Annotated in this window: 18 protein-coding genes and 6 pseudogenes; 13 read left to right on the top strand and 11 right to left on the bottom strand. The window is 68.7% G+C overall.

What is annotated here, in order from left to right; translation table 11 throughout:
* Nucleotides 1–341: 341 nt before the first annotated feature.
* The 3 genes and pseudogenes from ACGF8B_RS25840 to ACGF8B_RS25830 all read left to right on the top strand — a co-directional run.
* A pseudogene (locus ACGF8B_RS25840) lies at nucleotides 342–686 on the top strand (DUF6225 family protein); the annotation flags it as partial.
* Between the two features lie 46 nt (nucleotides 687–732).
* The gene (locus tag ACGF8B_RS25835) at nucleotides 733–2052 is read left to right on the top strand and encodes a hypothetical protein (protein WP_392742881.1); all 1320 of its coding nucleotides are present in this window, start codon (nucleotides 733–735) and stop codon (nucleotides 2050–2052) included.
* 256 nt (nucleotides 2053–2308) lie between these two features.
* The gene (locus tag ACGF8B_RS25830) at nucleotides 2309–2929 is read left to right on the top strand and encodes a hypothetical protein (protein ID WP_392742878.1); all 621 of its coding nucleotides are present in this window, start codon (nucleotides 2309–2311) and stop codon (nucleotides 2927–2929) included.
* On the opposite strand, the gene ACGF8B_RS25825 is transcribed toward ACGF8B_RS25830, so the two are convergent.
* On the bottom strand, nucleotides 2926–3369 hold the full coding sequence (locus tag ACGF8B_RS25825) for a hypothetical protein (RefSeq protein ID WP_392742875.1): 444 nt from the start codon (nucleotides 3367–3369) through the stop codon (nucleotides 2926–2928). The two genes, ACGF8B_RS25830 and ACGF8B_RS25825, sit on opposite strands and share 4 nt — an antisense overlap.
* 59 nt (nucleotides 3370–3428) lie before the next feature.
* Here ACGF8B_RS25825 and ACGF8B_RS25820 point away from each other — a divergent pair.
* Nucleotides 3429–3786: pseudogene (locus ACGF8B_RS25820) on the top strand (transposase); the annotation flags it as partial.
* A gap of 15 nt (nucleotides 3787–3801) precedes the next feature.
* Here the strand turns inward: ACGF8B_RS25820 and ACGF8B_RS25815 are convergent.
* Together ACGF8B_RS25815 and ACGF8B_RS25810 are read right to left on the bottom strand one after the other, a co-directional pair.
* Nucleotides 3802–3918 (bottom strand): annotated as a pseudogene (locus tag ACGF8B_RS25815) (IS481 family transposase); the annotation flags it as partial.
* Nucleotides 3919–4092: 174 nt separating this feature from the next.
* Nucleotides 4093–4571: pseudogene (locus ACGF8B_RS25810) on the bottom strand (IS5 family transposase); the annotation flags it as partial.
* Between the two features lie 99 nt (nucleotides 4572–4670).
* On the opposite strand from ACGF8B_RS25810, the gene ACGF8B_RS25805 reads away from it, so the two are divergent.
* From ACGF8B_RS25805 to ACGF8B_RS25795, 3 genes are all read left to right on the top strand, one after another.
* Nucleotides 4671–5147, top strand: coding sequence for a hypothetical protein (locus ACGF8B_RS25805; protein WP_392742873.1), 477 nt, complete (start codon nucleotides 4671–4673; stop codon nucleotides 5145–5147).
* A 101-nt stretch (nucleotides 5148–5248) separates the two neighbouring features.
* Entirely contained in the window at nucleotides 5249–6571 is a 1323-nt protein-coding gene (locus ACGF8B_RS25800; RefSeq protein ID WP_392742870.1) for a radical SAM protein, read from the top strand.
* A complete protein-coding gene (locus tag ACGF8B_RS25795) occupies nucleotides 6568–7149 on the top strand; it encodes a hypothetical protein (protein ID WP_392742867.1) in 582 nt (193 codons plus the stop codon). Before ACGF8B_RS25800 ends, ACGF8B_RS25795 begins: the two co-directional genes overlap by 4 nt.
* Nucleotides 7150–7358: 209 nt before the next feature.
* On the opposite strand, the gene ACGF8B_RS25790 is transcribed toward ACGF8B_RS25795, so the two are convergent.
* Complete coding sequence (locus ACGF8B_RS25790; RefSeq protein WP_392742864.1) at nucleotides 7359–8090, bottom strand: NAD(P)H-binding protein; 732 nt, start codon at nucleotides 8088–8090, stop codon at nucleotides 7359–7361.
* A gap of 67 nt (nucleotides 8091–8157) precedes the next feature.
* Here ACGF8B_RS25790 and ACGF8B_RS25785 point away from each other — a divergent pair, with 67 nt between their 5' ends.
* Complete coding sequence (locus ACGF8B_RS25785; RefSeq protein ID WP_392742861.1) at nucleotides 8158–8964, top strand: nucleotidyltransferase domain-containing protein; 807 nt, start codon at nucleotides 8158–8160, stop codon at nucleotides 8962–8964.
* Here ACGF8B_RS25785 and ACGF8B_RS25780 read toward each other — a convergent pair.
* A pseudogene (locus ACGF8B_RS25780) lies at nucleotides 8951–9187 on the bottom strand (NAD(P)-dependent oxidoreductase); the annotation flags it as partial. The gene ACGF8B_RS25785 and the pseudogene ACGF8B_RS25780 sit on opposite strands and share 14 nt — an antisense overlap.
* Nucleotides 9188–9276: 89 nt before the next feature.
* On the bottom strand, nucleotides 9277–9714 hold the full coding sequence (locus ACGF8B_RS25775) for an Lrp/AsnC family transcriptional regulator (RefSeq protein WP_392742858.1): 438 nt from the start codon (nucleotides 9712–9714) through the stop codon (nucleotides 9277–9279).
* 178 nt (nucleotides 9715–9892) lie between these two features.
* On the opposite strand from ACGF8B_RS25775, the gene ACGF8B_RS25770 reads away from it, so the two are divergent.
* Both ACGF8B_RS25770 and ACGF8B_RS25765 read left to right on the top strand, forming a co-directional pair.
* The gene (locus tag ACGF8B_RS25770) at nucleotides 9893–13378 is read left to right on the top strand and encodes an indolepyruvate ferredoxin oxidoreductase family protein (protein WP_392742855.1); all 3486 of its coding nucleotides are present in this window, start codon (nucleotides 9893–9895) and stop codon (nucleotides 13376–13378) included.
* A 38-nt stretch (nucleotides 13379–13416) separates the two neighbouring features.
* A complete protein-coding gene (locus ACGF8B_RS25765) occupies nucleotides 13417–14556 on the top strand; it encodes an acyl-CoA dehydrogenase family protein (protein WP_392742854.1) in 1140 nt (379 codons plus the stop codon).
* Between the two features lie 590 nt (nucleotides 14557–15146).
* Here the strand turns inward: ACGF8B_RS25765 and ACGF8B_RS25760 are convergent.
* Nucleotides 15147–15344, bottom strand: a complete 198-nt coding sequence (locus ACGF8B_RS25760) for a hypothetical protein (RefSeq protein WP_392742851.1) — start codon at nucleotides 15342–15344, stop codon at nucleotides 15147–15149.
* On the opposite strand from ACGF8B_RS25760, the gene ACGF8B_RS25755 reads away from it, so the two are divergent.
* Nucleotides 15325–15705: a hypothetical protein gene (locus ACGF8B_RS25755; protein ID WP_392742848.1), complete on the top strand. Its 381-nt coding sequence runs from the start codon at nucleotides 15325–15327 to the stop codon at nucleotides 15703–15705. The genes ACGF8B_RS25760 and ACGF8B_RS25755 overlap by 20 nt on opposite strands.
* On the opposite strand, the gene ACGF8B_RS25750 is transcribed toward ACGF8B_RS25755, so the two are convergent.
* Nucleotides 15700–16290 carry a DUF4240 domain-containing protein gene (locus ACGF8B_RS25750; RefSeq protein ID WP_392742846.1) on the bottom strand — a complete coding sequence of 197 codons (591 nt, stop codon included), beginning with the start codon at nucleotides 16288–16290 and terminating at the stop codon, nucleotides 15700–15702. The two genes, ACGF8B_RS25755 and ACGF8B_RS25750, sit on opposite strands and share 6 nt — an antisense overlap.
* A 483-nt stretch (nucleotides 16291–16773) precedes the next feature.
* On the opposite strand from ACGF8B_RS25750, the pseudogene ACGF8B_RS25745 reads away from it, so the two are divergent.
* Nucleotides 16774–16899 (top strand): annotated as a pseudogene (locus ACGF8B_RS25745) (IS5/IS1182 family transposase); the annotation flags it as partial.
* A 160-nt stretch (nucleotides 16900–17059) separates the two neighbouring features.
* Here ACGF8B_RS25745 and ACGF8B_RS25740 read toward each other — a convergent pair.
* Nucleotides 17060–17617 (bottom strand): hypothetical protein, encoded by a 558-nt coding sequence (locus ACGF8B_RS25740; RefSeq protein ID WP_392742843.1) that lies wholly within the window; start codon nucleotides 17615–17617, stop codon nucleotides 17060–17062.
* A 92-nt stretch (nucleotides 17618–17709) separates the two neighbouring features.
* Nucleotides 17710–18921, bottom strand: coding sequence for an MFS transporter (locus tag ACGF8B_RS25735; protein ID WP_392742840.1), 1212 nt, complete (start codon nucleotides 18919–18921; stop codon nucleotides 17710–17712).
* Nucleotides 18922–19019: 98 nt separating this feature from the next.
* Between ACGF8B_RS25735 and ACGF8B_RS25730 the strand changes: the two genes are divergently transcribed.
* Nucleotides 19020–19937, top strand: coding sequence for a LysR family transcriptional regulator (locus tag ACGF8B_RS25730; protein ID WP_392742837.1), 918 nt, complete (start codon nucleotides 19020–19022; stop codon nucleotides 19935–19937).
* Between the two features lie 815 nt (nucleotides 19938–20752).
* Here ACGF8B_RS25730 and ACGF8B_RS25725 read toward each other — a convergent pair.
* Nucleotides 20753–21160 (bottom strand): contact-dependent growth inhibition system immunity protein, encoded by a 408-nt coding sequence (locus ACGF8B_RS25725; RefSeq protein WP_392742835.1) that lies wholly within the window; start codon nucleotides 21158–21160, stop codon nucleotides 20753–20755.
* Nucleotides 21161–21312: the final 152 nt, after the last annotated feature.

Here is a 21312-nt window from a genome sequence, read left to right as displayed (position 1 = left end):
GCGATTCCGCGCCAGCTGCGGCCAGGCCAGTCTCCCGGCGACGTCGCACCGGATGCTGGCTCGGGTCCCGAACTCGCGGTGCCCCAGTGCCTCGTGCTCGGCCCCGGGGCCGAGCCGGCGCTTGGTCCGCCGGCGGGTGGCCGGGTTCGAAGTACTACACCGTGAGCCGGCGGAGTAGGCACACAGATGTGCTGCCCTTCGCCTGCGACTCGGAGGGTGTCCTGCGTGGTCCGCTCGCTGAAGCCGACGACGGCATCGTGAGCGTGCCGGGTGGCGAGCGGGAGCCCGACCGCCTGAGACGCGCGCAACCAGGCACCTACCCCGTAGCGGTCCGGAGCTGACTGTGGGGCCCGGATCTCACTCGGCGGGCCCCACGGGGCCAGAAAACCCTGACCATCGGCTCCACCAGCGTATGGTCTACCCCCGGCGGGCGCCGACGCGGCCCGGGCTTCGCAGCCGATGACCTGCTCTCACCGGCGCGGCTCGGCAGGCTGTCACGCACTCCAGCCTCTGGCCGCTGGCTGACATGTTCGATCGATCACGCGCCGCAGGTATGGACGGCAGGGCAGCTGCGGTCCGCTACCACCGCCGTTCCCGACGAGATCCCCGTCCACGTCGGTGCGGCGGATGGGCCGGGGAACTTCATCGACGGCTACGACGAGTTCGTGCTGGTCCGCGCTGAGCCCGTGGAGCAGGCAGACGGCTGGCGGTGGCAGGCGAGAGGATGCCGGTATGACACTGCTGCCGATCACCGCGCCCGCGTTCCTGCTGGACGTCCACCGTCTCGACCCCGAAGCCGGCGGATGGGGACTCAGGGTCGATCACGCGGTGGCGACGACGGCCGGCGACACCTACGTGCTGGCCGGCCTGCGTCGCTACCGCGCGCACGCGGCCGGCTCGGCCGACCCCGCCGAGCGGGATTTCGGCTACCAGCTGATCACCCGCCACGACACTGGCGGGAAGCCCATCGCCACCGCCGTATTCGGACAGGCGGTGCCGGGCGGTGTTCCGTCGGCCATACCGGAGGGCGACAGCGCGACCCTGGCCGTCCTCCCGGACGGCGCGATCGCCATCAGCTCCAAGCCCGGCAGCACCCACCTCCTGTCCCCGGACCTGGACAAGGTCCTCGCCTCCTGGCCGATGTCCTGGGGCTGGGAAAAACAGCAGGGCCCCAGGGACGACCCATTCGCTGCGTCGATCACCGTCACCCCCGCGGGCCGGCTGCTGTGCATGACCTCCGAGTACGGGCTCAGCAACTGGGCCGGCGCCCACCCCAACATCGTCGCCGTCTCCGAACCCGGCACAGCCCTCGGCCCGGGCCGCAAGCCCGTGCTGCGCGCCATCGCGACCCTGGACGGGCGCACCGACTGCCAGAGCGACACCGACTCGTACGCGCACGTGCGGTACGCAGACGCGCCGGTGGGGCGTGGCAACCGGCCCTCGCCCTCGTTGACCGAGGCCCTGTCGGAGCTCACCGGGACCAGCGGCAGCCTCTACGGATACCTCGACTCCACGATGACCCGCCCGGCAGCGTTCGGCGACGACCTGTTCGTCGTCCCGGTCTTCGGGAAGACCTACCGTTCGAGCAACCGGGGGCAGGAGTTCAGCTTCGCCCTCGTCGACGACCGCGGGGTGTTGCGGGGCAGGCTGGGAGGCTTGCACCTGCGCGAGGACAGCCCGTTCACCGGCTTCGACTTCACCGTGGTCTCCGACCCGCATCACGCCCACGCCTTCCATCTCAACCGCTACGGCCTGTACGCGTGGAGCGCCGACGGCGTGCTCCGCGCCCGGATGTCCACTGCGGAGAAGCCGTTCAAGCCTCTCGTCCACTTCGCACTGCTGGAGTGCACACCCGCAGGGGAGCTGCTCCTTGCGCACCGCAAGCAGCACTTGCTGCTGCGGGTGCCAGTGCCGCAGGACCTGGACGACCTGGCGGTGGCGGTGGAGACCGCGCTGAAAGGTTACGGGCGCGAGCGCACCATGCTGAAGAGGCAGTACGGGCCCGTGAACTGGCTCTGGTCAGATGACGCCGCCACCGTGAACCCTCACTGATAATCCATCACCTCGATCGTCTTGCTGGGTTGGGTGTAGCTGATAGTGCGGCCCGTGGCGCGGCGGAGAACCGGCGGGCCGACGCTTCCGGTGCGGACCTGCGTGCGGTGACACGATGGTTGTGATGGAGGGTGGGGATTCGCGCGCGGTGGCAGGCGGCGGCGGTGTGCTGCTGTGGTCGGTCCCTGGACGCCGCTGATCTGCGGCAGCTAATAACGGCCTCGGCTTGTCGCGCGGCCCTGCCTATGCTGCCGCTATGGGTCTGGATATCACGCTGTTCATGGCGGACTGGGAGAAGTTGAGCACTATCCCTGTGGAGAACCGGGTCCGTGCACTGGATGACACGACCTGGCCACCAGAGGTCGACGGGTACCCCCAGCGGAACGGACTGGCCGGCGGCTGGCTGTGGCCCCCGGATCGGGAGTCTGCATGGTGCGCCGAGTACGACTTTTCCACCACCACCGGTGCCTATCGCCCGCACGCCCGGGCGGGCGATGCATGGGACGACATGCGGCCCCTCGTCGACGCATCCGTGCGCGAGGCGATCGACGCCTTTCTTGTCGGTCTGATCTGGGACGCGAACCCGGCCGACGATCCTGCGCTGACAGGTGGCGGAGGGTTCTTCCCACCGGCCACCGACGGCGGGCGCCGGGGCATCCTCCTGGTGTGCCCACCTGAGGCAGTGACCGGCAAGGCCCGCGCCTGGAAGGAAGCGGTGTCCCACCTGGATGTGCTGCGCGAGCCGTTCGCCGCCGAGTGCGCGGGCTGGGCAGGACGCCCGGACACCTTCGAAGACTTCACCGCGCTTCTGCGTGAATGGGGCGCCGTGATCACAACGGCCGCGCACCGCGGTTGGGGACTGGTGGGTCTGCCCTAGCGGTCAAGGCTCACGGTGGCGGGGGACAGTACCTGGGCAGACTGATCGATGCCGTGCCAGAACCCGGCGCGCAGCTGCACCCGGTGGTCTTCGCTGATGTCCAGCACCTCATTGCCGTTCATTCCGAAGTCGGTGAGCCTGTAGAAGTCGCTCTTGCCGGTCTTGGTGGCGATCTCCTCCAGGAGGCTCTTGCCCGGGACGCGGCGGTCCGCGGCGTAGTGGGTGCCGAAGGACAGCGCGGGCGCGGCCGCGGCGGCGGCCGGGTGGACCTTGATGCCGAGCGCGCGGGCGCCGGCCCCGGCGACAATGGCCTGCGTGGCCGTGTAGGTCAGGCAATGCTGCAGGCACGCGTTACGGCCGTCGGCCGTGCCGTGGGTGGTCTTCTTCTTGGTGACCGGGTCCTCGTAGGTGATGGGGTGGTCGTCGGAGGCGCCCTTCACACGGGTGCAGAAATCGTCCTGGATCCAGAAGTCGCCGATCGCGCTGGCGGCGCGGGCACGTCATGGCCGCACTGCGCGTGCCCAAAGCGATCGGCCGACCGCGCACTTCGGCCCCTCGTGGTCCTGGCGGACCGCGCCTACTCGTCCCGAGCCATCCGAGAGCACCTGCGCAGGCGCAACATCCGGACGGTGATCCCGCAGCCCGCCGACCAGACCGCCAACCGCAAGCGCAACGGCCGCCACGGCGGCCGCCCGCCCGTCTTCGACCGCGAGACAGACAAGCAACGCAACACCGTCGAACGCTGCACCAACCGGCTGAAGAACTGGCGCGGCCTGGCCACCCGCTACGAGAAGACCGCCACAGTCTTCCGAGCCGGACTCCACATCGCTGACATCTTCATTTGGTCCGCCCGCTGATCCATAAGAAAGGCCCTAGGTGTACTGGCCCGCACCGTTGTTCACGCGGGTGATGGGTCCGTCGAGTGCGGTGTGGCAGCGGTGCTGGTTGTAGGTGTGGAGGAAGTCTGCCAGGGCTTCGGTCCGCTCAGCGATCTCATCCCTGCCGTGATCCGCCGGCCTTCTTCCTTCGAGCTGGCCGACCCGGAGCAGGTGCCGACGGTCACCGGTGTCCTCATGGCCGCCGCGATGGGCATGGACACCGTGGCCTGGCGCGGCCGGTTCGGGGAGATCCCGCCGAAAGAGGCGATAGTCCATGGTTTCGTGCTCGTTTGTGTTCCCGCCCGTGAGCACGAAGGCCAAGGGACGGCCGGCTCCGTCGCAGGCCAGGTGGATCCTGCTGGTCAGGCCGCCTCGGGAGCGTCCGAGTCCGGGAACGCGGAGCCCCTTTTTCGGGCTCCGGCGGCATGCTGGTGGGCTCGGACGACGGTGGAGCCGACCGACACGAGCCAGTCGATGTTCCCGACCGCGTCGGCCCTTGCCCGGGCGGCCCGGAGCATCTGTTCGAACGTGCCGTCCAGGGCCCACCGCCGGAACCGGGTGTGGAGCGTGGCCCACGGCCCGTAACGCTCGGGCACGTCCCGCCAGGCCGTCCCGGTCCGGAACTTCCACCCGATCCCGTTGAGAACCCGCCGGTCGTCCAGCCGCTTGCGCCCCCGCGGCGAAACGGGCAACAGCACCCGGACGAACTCCCACCCCGCATCCGACAGTTCATGACGACGTATCACCCGACCGTGATCCACCACGCAAGATTGTCTGAATGCACGACCTAGTGCCTTCTTCCGAGACCGGATGCGACCGAGGACCGATCCGGAAGAGGAACCTCCACGTTTAGCGTGGTGGTCATGAGTGAAGCTGGGCAGATAGCCGCCTCGGGCTGCGCCGTTGCCCTTGTGCGCGGGTACGCGGAGCATGACGCCGTCGCGGTGGAGAGTTCCCTCGTCACGCTGGACGCGTCCGGTCAGGCGAGGGCGTACGCGATTCTCGGGGCGCAGCTCCAGTCGACGCTGAGTATCGTCGAGGTTGTCGGCCGGGACATCGGGGTCTGCCGTCTGGTGCGTCTGGCTGACTTCGTCGCTTCGGCCGCGCCGCCGCACTACGAGTTCGCTGTCACCGAGGCCGTACGTGCCTGGGCTCGCGACGACCCGGGTGGGGTTCGGCAGGTGTGCGGCGAGGACTTGGTAGGTGCCCTGCATGTGTCGGCTGTCTTCGTCGCGGCGCTGGGACTGGCGCTGTGGGGTCAGGACACTTTCCTGGGCGCTCTGACCGAGTACGGGCAGGCCGCCCAGGACCTCATGACGGGACACCGGCCCGACTTCTAGCCGACTCGCCCCCCAAAGAACTCTCGCCGGCTTCGTCGTCGATGCCCCCATCCCTGGCCGAGGCCGGCGAGAACCCCGTGTAGTAAAGGAGAGTTCCGCGTATGCCCAGCCGCTTCGCCTTGGTCGAAGGTCTCATGGATCGCTTCCCGAGCCTGCCTCGGGAAGCGGTGATCAAGGAAGACCTGCTGCGCGGCGGCATCGCCTTCGATGCCGCCGCGCTGAGTGACAACCACGATGGGGACGTCAAACCGAAGTCGTACTTCATCTTCTCCTTCGACCACGGCACCCTGCCCGAGCTGGGCCAGGCCGCGCTGCGCCGCCCGCCGGAGGAGATCGTGCTGACCGGCGGGCCCTATGGGCTGCGCCGCACGGTGGTGTCGGTTCGGGTGAACCCTGCCTCGCCCTACCGGGTGGCTCCCTGCGCTGAGGGGAGGCTGGGTCTGTATCTGGACGGGAAGCGGATCGCCGATGCCGGTCTGCCGCCGATGCCGGACTATTACCGGCACACCCTGGAGAGCGGGAAATCGGTGATGGAGGTCGCCCCGACCATCCAGTGGGGCTATCTGATCTATCTGACGGTGTTCCGCGTCTGCCAGTACTTCGGCGCCAAGCAGGAGTGCCAGTACTGCGACATCAACCACAACTGGCACCAGCACAAGGCCGCTGGCCGCCCCTACACCGGTGTCAAGCCCGTCGAGGAGGTGCTGGAGGCGCTGGAGATCATCGACCGGCACGATGTCGCCGGCATTTCAACCGCTTACACGCTGACCGGCGGGGCGATCACCTCACGGGTCGGAGGGCTGGACGAAGCCGATTTCTACGGTCAGTACGCCAAGGCGATCGAGGAGCGGTTCCCCGGCCGCTGGATCGGCAAGGTAGTCGCCCAGGCCCTGCCCAAGGCCGACGTGCAGCGGTTCCACGACTACGGCGTGCAGATCTACCACCCCAACTACGAGGTGTGGGACCGGCGTCTGTTCGAGCTGTACTGCCCCGGCAAGGAACGGCACGTCGGCCGCGACGAGTGGCACCGGCGCATCCTGGACTCCGCCGAGATCTTCGGGCCGCGCAACGTGATCCCGAACTTCGTCGCGGGGGTCGAAATGGCCGAGCCCTTCGGTTTCACCGGTGTCGGCGAGGCCATCGACTCCACCGTCGAGGGCCTGCGGTTCTTCATGTCGCACGGCATCACCCCGCGCTTCACCACCTGGTGCCCGGAACCCACCACCCCACTGGGCAAGGCCAACCCGCACGGAGCACCGCTGGAATACCACGTCCGGCTCCTTGAGGCGTATCGGGCGACGATGCAGGAGTTCGGCCTGAGCTCGCCGCCCGGATACGGCCCGGCCGGCCCCGGGAACGCCGTCTTCTCCGTCAGCTCCTTCATGGACACCCTCCCCGCGCAACCGCGGGAGGCGAAGAAGTGAACTTCCGTACACCGATCCCGGCGCTGTTCCCCGGCGCCTCGGGCCGTATCGTCACCGCGCTGACCGCCCACCAGACGACGAACGCCGGGGCACCGCTGTCGCCGACGGACCTGGCCCGTGACGCGTCCGTTGCCGCTACCCAAGTGGAGGCCACGCTCTTCCGCCTCGGTCTCCTGGGCCTGATCGAGCCACGTGGGCGTGGAGGGGATGTGCGGCTGGTCGCAGGACACGTCGTGTGGAAGGCACTGGACGGCTTGGCCGACTTGCGGCAGCGCGTGGTGGAGGAAGTCCGCGAACGTGCCGCTGCGGACCTCACCCCCGCCCCCGCCCGGCTCGCCATCGCCGGTCCCGTCGCCGACGGCACTGCCACACACCCGGCCGACGTACTGGAACTGATCGTCGTCCCACCCTCCGCAGCCCCCGAGAACTGGAGCGAGCAGGCAGACCGCATGGCCGCGCGGCTCTCCCGGCACCTGGGCAACGTCGTCACCCTTCGCACAGCGGCGACCGAGGCCGACGCCGCCTGCTTCGCCGGACCCGAGGCATCCCTCATCATCCCGCCAGACAGTGCGCGGTAAATCACCGGCAACCACTTCCAGGAGATGAGGGGATATATCCCTCCCCTCGTAGTGTGGAGTCCGCGATTGCAGCGGAAGTTGGGATTGCCGTGGAGGTCGTATGCCACTCGTCGTCTGGCTCCTTCAACGCGATCAACGTGGGCGCGCCGGAAGAAGCTCGCCACTGGTTGTTCCGGCACCGATCGTGAAGTACGAGGCCGCCCCCTTGGTTAGCAGTCAGGCTGATCGTCTCCGAAGGCGGTATCAGCCCCCTCTCCCCCAGGAGCACGAACAGAGCATGGAGCAGTTCCGCGTCGCGGTGCTCGACTCCGACCCGGAACGCTTCCCCCCGCACCGACGCGCTGCCGCTCACCGCCCTCGGCAAGATCGACAAGAAGAGGCTCCGCAACCAACCCTGAATAACCGCACTCTCCCGCCCACGCACACGCGGATGATCCCGCGTCGCCCTGGGCAAGAAGCCCCGCCTGGAAGAAATCCGCGACAATCTCAAAGAGAGAATCGCCGAAGCCGAACGTGGCGATGTCGCGCAGGTGGGAACACGGCAGAGACGGCGGGAACCGCCGCCGGCACCGCGGCGATCCACAGGGGCACCCCCGTGCCGCTGCTCCCCACGTTCCTGCCACTGCTCCCCCGGCGCTCGCCGCAGTGGCCCGTCCGTGGGGCCGTCCCGGCAGCCGACAGGGCTGGCGGGTGGGACGGGACCACCGACACGGGAAGGTTGTTGCGGGGACGGTGATCAGGGCGGCGAGGACGGCTGCGACGTCGGACCGGGGAATCCCGCACGGCCCGGCGGCCTCGGCAAGGTGGACCCTGCCGGTCACGGCTCCGTCACGGAGCCAGGACGGCCGCACCACGGTGCAGTCCAGGGTGTCGCCGGCCAGCAGGTTCTCGTCGGCTATGCCCTTGGCCCGCAGGATGGTCTCCGCGAGCTGATCGGCCATGCCACTTCGATTCCCGTCCGGTCGAGTGTTACGTTGATCTGCTTTGCTCCGATCGGAAGGAAAGCAGATGGACGTCCCCTCCTTGCACAGCCGGTTCGTCAGCGACGTGCTTCCTCGGATCCGGCAGGATGCGCGCGTGGCCGGCATGGCGATCACCGGGTCGCTCGCGGGAGGCCGCCCCGATGTCTACTCGGACGTGGACCTGATCCTGGTCATCGATAACGAGACGTACGACGCGGTCATGCGGGAGCGGCTCGTACTGATCGGCTCCTGGACCTCCCTGGTGGCCGGATTCACCGGGGAGCATGTCGGCGAGCCGCGCGTGGTCATCACGCTCGTCGGGCCGCCTCTCCTGCACGTCGACTTCAAGTTCGTCCGTGCCTCCGACTTCGCCGAACGGATCGAGGACCCGGAGATCCTGTGGGACCGGGACGGCGTCCTGGCCGACACGCTCGCCCAACAGCCTCCGGCCACCCCGGCGTTCGACCTCCAGTGGATCGAGGACCGGTTCTGGGTCTGGGTGCACTACGGCGCGACAAAGCTCGGCCGCGGTGAACTGTTCGAGACCATCAGTTTCCTCACCTACCTGCGCGAGACCGTGCTCGGCCCCCTTGCCGCCCGCCGGGTGGGCACGATCTCCCGCGGTGTACGCCACCTTGAGGCCATCGCGCCCGAAGAGGCGCGCGCCCTCCAGGCAACGCTGTGCGGCTACGACCGCCACGAAGCAGGACGGGCGCTCCTCGCCACCGTCGATCTCTACCGCCGATGGTCCGATGCCGGTGGAGCGATCGTTGAACGGCGCCATCACGCCGAGAAGCTCGCCATGCAGTATCTCCACTACGTCATCGATCAAGCCTCTGACCGACCGCGCTGATCACAACATCCTGCCCCTTGGCCACCTCGGCCAAGGACGCCGCGTCCAGGACATCGCCGGTGACCACGGGCAGCTGGGGTCGGTCCGGGCGAGCTTCGCCGGGTCACGCACGACCGCCGTCACCCGGTGGCCACGGCGCAGCGTCTCATCCAGGACGCGGGATCCGATCCAGGACACGGGATCCGATGGTGCCGGTCGCGCCGAACAAGGCGGTCCTGGACATGTTTTGCTCCCCGCTTCGGTTGTCGGCAGCGCGGGGTGCCGACCCATATCCGGTAAGGCAGACGGCCTCTCGTTCCTCGCGCGCGCTGTTCAGTTCCTCGTCCACGACCCCAGGATCATGAGTGTTTTGGTACTCGTGACGTTGCCGGTGCGGCGCAGTCCATCGATGACATGCTGCAGGTGTCCGATGTCGCGTACGCGCACGTGCACCAGGGAGTCCGGCGCGCCGGCGATGGTGAAGACGGCTTGCACTTCAGGCGTTCTGTAGGCAGTGCGGACGATTTCTCCTACAGGTGTCGTGCCGATGTAGGTGAGTTCGACGAAGGCTTCGATGGACCATCCGATCTTCGAGTGATCGACCTGGACCGTGAAGCCGGTGATGACGCCGTTCTCCCGGAGTCGGTCCACCCGGCGCTTGACCGCGGCGACCGACAGCCCCACCTCGGGGGCCATCTCGGAGAACGTGCGCCTGCCGTTCTCCTTGAGCATGCGCAGCAGTTGGTGGTCCACATCATCGATCTCGGTCACTCGAAGCTCCCGGCGCAGAGGCAGTAGCGGTGGCAGTCGAAGCAATTTATTTGATCCAACCACCCTGTTCTTGGCAGTAGTTTGCGTATTGCCCACTACGAGTCGCAACTTGCTTGCGATGAGAGGGCATGTCTTGCTGTCCTGGGCGCCCCGAACGGATCACGCCGAGGAGGCTCGCATGGGCACGGACCCTGCCGTCACGTTGGACGACAAGTACGCCGCACGCGGCGGTCGTGTCCTGATGTCCGGCGTCCAGGCGTTGGTCCGCCTGACGCTGGAGCAGCGTCGCCTCGATGAGACGCGTGGTCTGGACACCCGGGTCTTCGTCAGCGGCTACCAGGGATCGCCGCTCGGTGGTGTCGATCTGGAAATGGGCCGGGCGCGCCGCTTTCTCGATCCCGCCGGTGTGGTGTTCCGGGCCGGGCTGAACGAGGAGCTCGCGGCGACGGCGGTGGCCGGCACCCAGATGCTCGGGCAGGTTCCCGGACGACGCCATGAAGGCGTCACCGGATTCTGGTACGGGAAGAACCCGGGGCTGGACCGGGCGGCCGACGCGATCCGGCACTCCACCGTGGCGGGTACTACGGCGCTGGGCGGCGCGGTGGCGTGGATCGGTGACGACCCGGGCAGCAAGTCCTCGACCGTTCCCAGCTCGTGCGAGCCCATGTGCCAGAGCCTGGCCATGCCGCTGCTCGCGCCCGGTTCGGTGGCCGAGATCCTTGAGTACGGCCTGCACGCGGTGGCGTTGTCCCGTGCGAGCGGCCTGTGGGTCGGGCTGAAGATCGTAACGGACATCGCGGATGCCTCCGCAGTCGTGGACCTGGACGAACTGCGGCCCGAGGTTCCGGCTCCCGCGCGGACCGACCGCGGCGCGCCCCCGACGCTTGTCGGCCCCGCCTCGCTGGACGCCGAGCACGACATGCTCACCCGCCGGCTCGATCTGGCCCGTGACTACGCTCGTCAGGCGGGTCTGAACCGCATCGGCTTCAGTGCCGAGCACGCCGCCCTGGGCGTCCTCGCCTCGGGTACTTCGTACGCCGTGGTGCAGCGGGCGCTCGCCGATCTCGGCATCGACGAGGCCGCCATGGAAGAACTCGGCCTCCGGCTGATCCGTATCGCCATGCCCTTCCCGGTCTCTCCCGAGGACCTGGCGGCCATGACCGGCGATCTGGACCAGGTGCTCGTCGTCGAGGACAAGGTCCCCTTCCTGGAGGGGCACCTGAAGCAGGCCCTCTACGGCATCGACAATCCGCCCGTTGTCGTGGGACGCCATGACGAGAGCGGCCGTCCCCTGCTGACCGCGCGGGGCACCCTGGCGGCCGAGGACGTGGCGCGGGCCCTGGCCTCGCGGATCGGGCCGGAGCGACTGCCGCGTGCCGCGGGCGCTCATCTGGCTCTGCTGGCCCCGCCGGCGCGGAAGCGGATGGCCTTGCCGATGGTTTCGTCGCGCACGCCCTACTTCTGTTCCGGCTGCCCGCACAACGCGTCGACGAGGACATCCGACGACACACTGGTCGGCGTGGGCATCGGCTGCCACGCCATGGTCGCACTGGACGGTGCGGGCCGCGGCAACCAGATCGGGCTGACCCAGATGGGCGGCGAGGGCGCCCAGTGGATCGGGATGACCCCCTTCACGGACGACCGGCACTTCGTACAGAACCTCGGTGACGGCACCTTCCATCACTCCGGATCTCTCGCCGTCCGCGCGGCCGTGGCCGCCGGGGCGACGATGACCTACAAACTGCTCTACAACGATGCCGTCGCCATGACGGGCGGGCAGCGGCCGGAGGGGCGTCTCGACGTACCCGCCCTGACCCGGTTGCTCGCCCTGGAGGGCGTCAAGAAGATCATCGTCACCACCGCGCGGCCGGCCGACTACCAGGGCGTACGTCTCGACCCGATCGCGAGCGTCCGCCACCGGGACGATCTGCCCGCGGCGGAGAAGGAACTCGCCGCCGTCGACGGGGTGACCGTCCTGATCCACGACGACCGGTGCGCCGCCGAGGAACGCCGGCTGCGCAAGCGCGGACAGTTGCCGACCCCGGCCGAGAAGGTCGTCATCAACGAGCGGGTGTGCGAGGGATGCGGCGACTGCGGTGACGTGTCGACCTGCCTGTCCGTGCAGCCCGTCGAGACGGAGTTCGGCCGCAAGACCCGGATCCACCAGGCGTCCTGCAACTCCGACTTCAGCTGCCTCAAGGGCGACTGCCCGTCGTTCCTGCTGGTGGAGCCGAAGGCGGCGCCACGGCGGGAGATCCCGCAGCTTCCGGTAGAGCTGTCCGATCCGGTTCCCGCCGTGTCGGGCGACAGCGCGCTTCTGCACATGCCGGGTATCGGCGGTACCGGGGTCGTCACCGTCTCACAGATCCTGCAGATGGCCGCTCACCTCGACGGCCGCTACGCGGCGGGACTGGAGCAGACGGGCCTTGCCCAGAAGGGCGGACCGGTGGTGAGCGATGTGCGGATCTCCAGCACGCCGGTCACCGGAGCGGTGCGCGCTTCCCGCGCCACGGCGGACGTGCTCGTCGGCTTCGATCTGCTGGGTGCGGCTGCCGAGTCGAACCTGCGGGTGGCACGGCCCGACCACACCATCGCGGTGATCAACACCGCCATCGTGCCGACGGCTGCCATGGTGACCAACCGGGTCGTCGTCCCCGATTCCCCCGACGACGCGCTGGAGCGCATCGCGGCCCTCACCCGTCCGGAGAAGAATCTCCACCTGGACGCGCAGGGGCTGTCCGAGGCCCTCTTCGGGGACCACATGCCGGCCAACATGCTGCTGATCGGGGCCGCCTTCCAGCACGGCTGTATCCCGCTGTCGCAGGACGCGATCGAAGCGGCGATCCGCCTCAACGGGGCCGCCGTGGAGAAGAATCTGGCGGCCTTCAGGTGGGGGCGGGCCGCGGTCCTCGACCACGAGGCCGTGGTGAAGGCCGTCGGCACACCCGTCCGGCCGGTCGTCGAGATCACTCCGGCTGCACGGGCCATGGCCGAGGAGCACCTGACCGCCGGGACGCTGCAGGACGTGGTCGCCCTGCGTTCCACGGACCTGATCGCCTATCAGAACGATGCGTACGCGTCGAAGTACGTCCGGGAGGTCCACTCCGTGGCCGCCTCGGCCAGGCGGCTGGCCGGCGACGAGGCCGGTGAGCGGATCGCGGTGGCGTACGCCAAGGGCCTGTACAAGGTCATGGCGTACAAGGACGAGTACGACGTGGCCCGACTGCACCTGGACACGGTGGAGAGCGCCAGGATCAGCGACGAGTTCGGCCCGGATGCCTCGGTGTCGGTGCTGCTGCACCCGCCTGTGCTCAGGGCCCTGGGCATGAAGCGCAAGATCCGTCTGCGGCGCACCGCTCCGCTCGCCTTCCGGGCTCTGCGCGCGCTGCGCGGGGTACGAGGAACATCGTTCGACGTGTTCGGCTACGCCCGCATCCGCCGCGAGGAGCGCGCCCTGGTCCAGGAGTACCCGCGGCTGGTCCGCGCCGCGCTGGCGCATCTCACCCCGGAGAACGCCACCGAGGTCGAAGAACTGGTGCGGCTCGTCGACGGCATCCGCGGTTACGAGGACATCAAGCTGGCCCGCCTCGCCGACTTCCGCGATCAGGCACGCAGTGCTCTCGGTGCCCTGGAAACCGCCCCCGCCACCGCCACCACGTCCTGACCACCGGCCGCAGCCGTCCGGAAGGAGAACGAACCGTCATGCCCGTCGAACGCCTGCTGCCCACGCGGGAAGCCGAGGACCTGCTCGCTCGTGCCCGGCACATCGCCGACGCGGAACTCGCCCCGAGCGTGGAGGAGCACGAACTCTCCGAGACCTACCCCGAGGGCCTGTTCGCACGGCTCGGCCAAGCCGGCCTGCTGGGCCTGCCCTACCGTGAGGAGTTCGGGGGAGGCAACCAGCCCTACGAGGTCTACCTCCAGGTCATCGAGGAACTCGCCGCGCGCTGGGCATCCGTTGCCGTCGCCGTGAGCGTCCACACCCTCGCCGCGTTCCCTCTGCTGCATTTCGGCAGCGGCGACCAGTGCCGGCGGTGGGCCGAGGACGTCCTCGGCGGCCGGTTGGTCGGCGGATACAGTCTGTCCGAACCCCAGGCGGGCTCCGATGCCGGAGCCCTGGCGTGCGGTGCCCGTCGTACCCCGGACGGCTATCGCATCAGCGGGACCAAGGCCTGGATCACTCACGGCGGCAGAGCCGGCTTCTACGCCCTGTTCGCCCGCACCGGCCCGGGCGGCAACGGCATCTCCTGCTTCTTCGCTCCTGGCCGGGTCGACGGCCTCACCTTCGGCAAGCCCGAGAAGAAGATGGGCCTGCACGCCGTTCCGACCACTGCGGCCTTCTGGGACGATGCGCTGATCGACACCGGCCGGCTCATCGGCGAGGAGGGCCAGGGCCTGCAGATCGCCTTCAGCGCGCTGGACTCCGGACGGCTCGGCATCGCCGCCTGCGCCACCGGCCTGGCCCAGTCCGCCCTCGATGCCGCGGTCGCCTACGCGCAGGAACGGACCACCTTCGGCCGCAGGATCATCGACCATCAGGGGCTGGGGTTCCTGCTGGCCGACATGGCTGCCGCCGTCGACTCGGCACGGGCGACCTACCTCGACGCCGCCCGCCGCCGCGACGCCGGCCTCTCCTACGGCCGGCAGGCCAGCGTTGCCAAACTGATCGCCACCGACGCCGCGATGAAGGTCACCACGGACGCTGTCCAGGTCCTGGGCGGTTGCGGATACACCCACGACCACCCCGTCGAGCGCTACATGCGCGAAGCGAAGATCATGCAGATCTTCGAGGGCACCAATCAGATCCAGCGTCTCGTCATCAGCCGCCACCTGGCCCGCTGATCAACTCCTCCCTCTCAGGCCGTTCAGCACCAAGTCGATGCTGAGGCGGGCCGTGAGGGACCTGGCGAGAGCCGCCGATCTTCCAGTGATGGTCGTGGTGGCGCTGGAGAAGACCCTGCCTGCCTGACTCGCTCCCCCGACACAACACCCGCGCCGCCGCCCATGGACACGGCTACAGCTGGGCCTCCACAGAGCTGGCCTCCGGCTGCGCGCGAGCCGGGCCTGTAGAAAATCGCGCACCCTGCGAACGGGAAGGGGCCAGACCTGGCGACGGTCACGGCAAGTCGGCCGCACTCCACTCGAGCAGGGCGCAGGGCGCCGTACAGGCTTCCTGCCCGGGACGGACCGACCGTCAACCGGAGGGGTTCGCAGGGCGTGGCCGGTGCCGTCCGGCGCTCGGGCACGCTTCACCGGGCCGAGCTGTCGGCCGACGCTGTCTGGTGCGCCGTCCGGCGGGGTCAGATGGTGCAGGTGTCGAGCATCTCGGAGAGGGCTGCGGTCTTCGGCCAGCGTAGTTGATGTTGTTCGGAGTGCTTGTTCGTAGGCGATGGGGCTGCGGTGTCCGAGGCGGGAGTGGCGTCTGGCTTCGTTCACGTGAAGTAGCAGCCCGGCGCTCGGGTGTCGTCCACTGCGATGCGCCGGAGCGCCAGGCTTCCTTGAGGGGGGACGACGAGGTCGATGTCGATGCGGGAGGCAGAGTCGCTGGTCAGGCCGTCGTACATCGACTCGATCGTCTCGCCCGTCGCCACCCGCCACCCGCCACCGAGCATGGCGAAGGCTCTCGACACCGCCCACAAGGTCGTCGACGAATGGGCACTACATGGCACCCCGATCAACGTCGGGGACGAGTGGGCACGACGGCTCAGCCATATCGCCGCAGAACCGGTCAGCCGGGCAGTCCCGACCTCCGATCAACGCCGCCTGGCGGCCTTCCCTGAAACCGTCGTGCTGGCAGAGCTCGTCCTCGATCCGCCTGAACACAGCACCGAGCCGAAGGACCTCTACCTGGCGACGACCGCCGAGCTCAGCCGTCGGCTTTCACGGAGTCACACCACACCGGGCATCCAAGACCCTCTCTTCCAGCACCTCTGCAAACCGGAGACCGGCCTCAACGAGAGCCAACGCACTGAACGTGACGCAACCTTATGAGTCAGCATGGAGCGGGAACATGACACTCAATCGCGGCAGCCTACGAGTCGCTTCTGCTTCGTCCCGGACATTCCAGCGTTCCCCCGCCAACCCCCGGCTGACCACGTGCTCACCTCGCTGAGCCCGCACCGTTGCGTAGAACTCTTCGCCGCACGGATCTGGGTCCCCGGTCACAGCCCCGTAGGCTTCCGAGGCCACATAGTCCAGCAACTCCCACCCAGGCCAGTCCTCGCCCCAGTCCCTCCAGCTCCTCCCAGCCAACGGCAGCACCTCAGGCGCATCAGCCAAGGCATCCGGGTGAAGCACCGCTCGCCCGAAGATCTCACCTCCGAGCCCGACCATCCAGAGGCCGAAGTATTCGAAATCGTCGTCCGAGCACCGGCCGCCGAAGATCCGCTCAGCTGCAGCAACCAAGTCCCAGTGGAATGTCTGACGGGTCACCTGGTCGAGGCGCAGCTGGAACTCGACGATCTCCATCTGCGACCTTCGCGACAGTTCATCCCGCAACCAGGCAAGCCGCGCATCCCTGCCCTCCGACTCTCGTCGGCAGGTCTCCATCAGTTCCCAGAAGGATTCAACGTTCACACGGCGCACACTGCCAGGTGCCACTGACAAGCATCGAGAGCACTTCCGCGAAGGCCAGACCGATTGAGAATGCGGCCAACACCGGGCCGTCGACTACTTGGCAACTCCGCAGGTCAGTGCCGCATCACCTGCCACCCAATCTGCGACAGGACAATTGAGCCGCGAAATGGCCGCCTGTCTCACCCTGATGGCGGGCGGACCGGAGTGGCTCGACGAGCTCTCCACGGACGAGATCGAGGAACAGCTCACACTGTTCGACCACCTCGACGTACGGCCGGACCTGGCACGGATCGCGGTGCCGAACCTGGTGGTCTCCCCGATGCGGGACCTGCTCATCACTCCCGGGAACTTGCAGATCGCATACCCGGCTCCCGGCTGGCGACCCTGGGCTGCGGGCACGCCATCGCCGCTGAAGAGCCGGCCTCCCGGGTGGCGTCGATCCGAGAATTATGGCAAGCACCTCGTCGCGCGACCTACCCAACCAATCGCCTCAAGCAGTGGCGTGGTCCGGCCATGCGAACAGACAAGCTCGCCATCGCCTACCAGGCCGCACTGCACCTCGCTGCGATTCTCATATGGACACGGCCCCGACCGATGGCTAAGGGCTGTCCCGCAATTCCTGGTGGAACAGCGTGCGGCGTCAGATGCGGTGCATCGCAAGGCGGAGGGACGTCCACATACTGGATGTATATGGACGTTCCGACAACGCGGCGAGGTGCCGTAGCTGTCGTCGCACGCCCGCCAGGAATTGCCGGACAGCCCTTAGGGCCTAGAACGGCGGCCGACCGTCAAGGCCCATCCGGTTGACGCCGCGAGGTGAGAACGTCATCGGTCCTATCCATCCTCGGCGGACGAGGGCGATCTGGGAGGGCAGCGGTGACACCGGGTCGAGTGCCCTCCCGCGGGCCCAGTTCTCGAACAGTCCCTCGGTCGTCTCGACGGCGGACACCACCATGGTCACCTTCAGGTCCCCGTCGCTCCAGGTGTTCCACAGCGCCCAGCCCTCCGGCCTGGGGTCGACACCGATCCGTGCACACACGTCCTCGTATGCTTCCTCCACCCCGGCCGGCATGGCCCCGGGCTTCAACACCGAGGCTCCGACGAGGCATACCGGAGGCCGGTCCTCGTCCAGGCAGCCATCGCCCGCGAAGTGGTAGTGGCGCAGCGCCCGAGCAAGCACGTTCACGCTGCGCTGCAGCGGTGTCGCCTCATCCGGGTCTGTCTGGAACGAGAGCCATCCTTCGTTGGATGCCTCCACACTGACGCGGTTGGCGAGGCGCTCGATCTCCCGGAGATAGTCCAGGTCACTGAGCTCGGGCGAGGTCATGGCCCGAAGTTTTGCACCATGCCGCCGACACCGACACAGGTTATCGATCCAGCATGCATCACCCTGCGCAGCGCACTTCCAAGAGACAGGCTCTAGCCGAGCTGGCCATTCTCCGGGGCCCGGCCCAGGGCGGCCACCAGCAAGGCGGCGAGCGCCAGGCCGCCGCCCAGCCACATCACGGCTTCGATCCCGGCGCCGTCTGCAGTGAGACCGCCGGCCAAGGCGCCCAGCGCGATCGCCCCGTTGAAGACACCCACAAAGAGCGAGGCCGCCGCCTCACGGTCCTGCGGCGCAGCGGCCAGCAGCCAGGTCTGGGTGCTCACCGAAACGCCGCCGTACAAGATGCCCCACACCGCGAACAGCACACCGGCTGTCAGCACCGAGCCGCCGAGCAGAGGCAGGAGCCCCACCGTGGCCGCCAGGACGAGGGCGATCACCAGGAGGGTGCCGCGCGGAGAGCGGCCCGCCCCGGCGCCGGCCACGAAGTTCCCGAGGACGCCGGCGACGCCGTAGACGAGGAGCAGGGTGCCGATCATCGTGGGGCTGACCTCGGAGATCTCCTCCAGCACGGGCCGTACGTACGTGTAGGCAGCGAAGTGTCCGGTAACCAGCAAGGCCACCACGGCGAGCCCGGTCGCCACCCGCGGGTTGCCGATCAGCTTCAGCACGCCGCCGAGGCGGATGACCTGCTCGGCCGGGAGCGGCGGCAGCAGGACCGCGAGCGCGATCAGGACCACCGCGGCGAGGGCGGCTATGACAACGAACGCCGCTCTCCAGTCGGCCAGTTCGCCGATGTACGTACCGGCTGGGACGCCCAGCACCGAGGCCACCGCGATCCCGCTGAAGATGAGCGAGGTGGCCGGGCCGATGGCGGTGCCGGACACGAGCCGTACAGCGAGACCGGCGGCGACCGCCCAGACCACGCCCATGCCGATACCGATGATGACGCGGGCGACCACCATCACCCCGAAGTTGGGGGCCCACGCCGCGAGCAGGTTGCCCAGCACGAGCAGCGCCATCATGGAGCACAGCAGCACCCGACGGTCCAGCCGGCCGAGCAGTGGAGTCAGCAGCGGCGCGGAAGCTGCGCCGACCAGACCCGTGATGGTGAGGGTCAGCCCTGCGGTCCCCTCGCTCACATGGAGCGTGTGGCCGATGGAGGTGAGTAGCCCCACGGGCAGCATTTCGGAGGTGACCACCGTGAACGTCGCCCCGGCGACGGCGGAGACTGCGGGCCAGCCCCCACGTCCTGCCGGCTGCCCCTCTTCGGGTGCCTTGTCTGCGCTTTCCTCTGTCTGTGTCATAGAACCAGCCAAGCCGCAGGGCCGTTCGGGAACAACGGCCAATCTCTCATCCTTCTATGAGTGGGATTACTCGATCGGGTGGAAGGGGCCGGGATTCCGTGGGCGGTATCGAGATCCGTGAGTTGGAGGCGTTCCTCGTCCTGGCCGAGGAGCTGCACTTCGGCCGGGCGGGCGAGCGACTGTACGTCTCCCAGAGCAGGGTGAGCCAGCTGCTGCGCAGCCTGGAGGAACGGATCGGTGCCCCGCTGGTCGAGCGCACCAGCCGCCGGGTGCGGCTGACTCCGCTCGGAGAGTCCTTCATCGGCAGCCTGCGGCCCGCGTACGACGGGCTGCGCGCCGCCCTGGACGAGGTGCGGGCCGCCGCCCGGGCGGAGGTGGGCGGGGTACTGCGGATCGGCTTCCAGGGCACCGTCGACGACTACCTCGCCAAGGCGATAGCCCTGTTCGAGGAAGAGTGCCCGGGGTGCGTGCTGGAGCTGACGGAGATCCCGCTGTCGGACCCGTTCGGGCCTGTGCGCCGCCAAGAGGTGGACTGTGCGGTGGTGCTCATGCCAGTACGGGAGGAGGACTTGGTGCTCGGGCCAGTCTTCTCCCGGCAGTCGCAGACCCTCGCCGTCTCCGTCCGGCACCCGATCGCGGCCCGGGAGACGGTATCGGCGGAGGAGCTGACCGACTGCCAGCTCATCGGCGTGGGCGCGGGCGGGGTGCCCGGTCCCGCGCCCACATACTGGCGCCTGGCGCAGACCCCGGACCACACCCCGGAGCTGCGGCCGATCCCGGCGGGCCCACTGGTCAACACCCTTCAGGAGGGGCTGAGTCTGACGGCGGCGGACCGGGGTGCGATGCTGTTGTGCCGGTCCACGGCCGACTACCACGGGCGGCGCAGCGCTGTCACCTTCATCCCGGTCGACGGACTGCCCCCCTCCGAACTGGGGCTGATCTGGCACCGCTCCCATGTCCCCCCGACCGTCCTCGCCTTCGCGCGGGCGGTGAAGGGCATCGCGCCGGGGCTGTAGTCGTGCCCCTTCCGGTGGGGGCCAGACAGAAGAGCGAGCCCGGCCCCAGACCGCCTCCCGTGTCACGGGTCCCAGTCGCGTCCCTTCCCCGGCTGTCTCCGCCTGGGCGGTTGTGCCTGGTGATCTTCGGCGCACCCAACATCGCGACTGTGTACTGGTGCTTCACGTGGTGGCACGATGCGGGACCGTGGAGCGGCTGCACGACGCGCTGCGCAACCAGGTCCGAGCGGCCGACGGTCGCAGCGCCGAGCGCAGCGCGGGGCTCATCGACTCGCAGTCCGTGCGCACGGCCGACACCGTCCCCGTGTCCACCAGAGGGTTTGACGCAGGCAAGAAGGTCGAAGGCCGCAAGCGGTTCATCGTCACCGACACGCTCGGCCTCGTCTGGCGGTACACGTTGTTGCCGCGAGCGTCCAGAATCGTGACGGCGCGAAGCACTCTCTGTTTTGGACCCGCCTCGCCCATCCGAGCATCCAGAAGGTCTGGGCGGACCAGGGGTTCTCCGGACAGCTGGTCGATTGGAGCGCTTCGATCCTCTGCCGCGAGCTGGAGATCGTTCGTAAAGCGCCTGGCCGGCGAGGCTTTCAAGTCCATCCCAAACACTGGGCCGTTGAGCGGACGTACGCCTGAATGACCGCTCACCGGCGGCTTGCCCGTGACTACGAGGCCGATCCTGCCCGGTCGGAGACCATGATCCAGTGGGCGGTGATCGGCATCATGGTCCGCCGGCTCACCCGAGGTTGCCCGGCCCAACGGCCAGGACCACGGCCTCTACGGTGCACAGGACCGGAGTAGACGTCAGCACCTGCAACGCGTCAGGGTTTCCGGACGGCGCCTACGAACCGCTCGACCTTGCTCCGCAGGTCTGGCGAGAGGTCGGAGAGGCCGCCGACGATGAAGGTCAGTTGCCTCGCAAGTTCCGGATAGGCGCTCCAGACTGCCGTGCTCCTGGTCAAGACCGCGCGCAGCAGGTCGCCCTCGTACATGTCGCCTTCGGCCAGCGGGTTGTCACGAAGCACCTCGACCGCGAGCGGAAGAAGCACCGGCAGCCCAATGTCCTGCCCGATCAGCAGGCGCAGGTCCTCAACGGTCAGTGTCCCGACCGGCCGACTCCGCAGGGCATGCGCCGTCGCAATGAGACGGGTGGCGTCGGCCGGGGGCGCCTGCCAGCGATCACGTTCAAGCTCCTCAAGGGACCGACGACGGTCGATGGATACAGTCACCGGTGGATTCTCTCGTGAATGCGTTGTGGTGGGGGGGGGGGGGGGGCCCCCCCCCCGGCCGGGGCGCGGCCCCCCCCACCCCGGCGACGGAAAAAAGGGGGGGGGGGGCGGGGGGGGGGGGGGCGGGGCCCGCGCGGGGCGCGGGGGGGCGC

Origin of the sequence: Streptomyces sp. NPDC047917, assembly GCF_043204345.1 — a bacterium.
Lineage (GTDB): Bacteria > Actinomycetota > Actinomycetes > Streptomycetales > Streptomycetaceae > Streptomyces > Streptomyces sanglieri.
The sequence above is the reverse complement of the archived record's forward strand: the minus strand, read 5'-3'. Positions and strand labels throughout refer to the sequence as shown.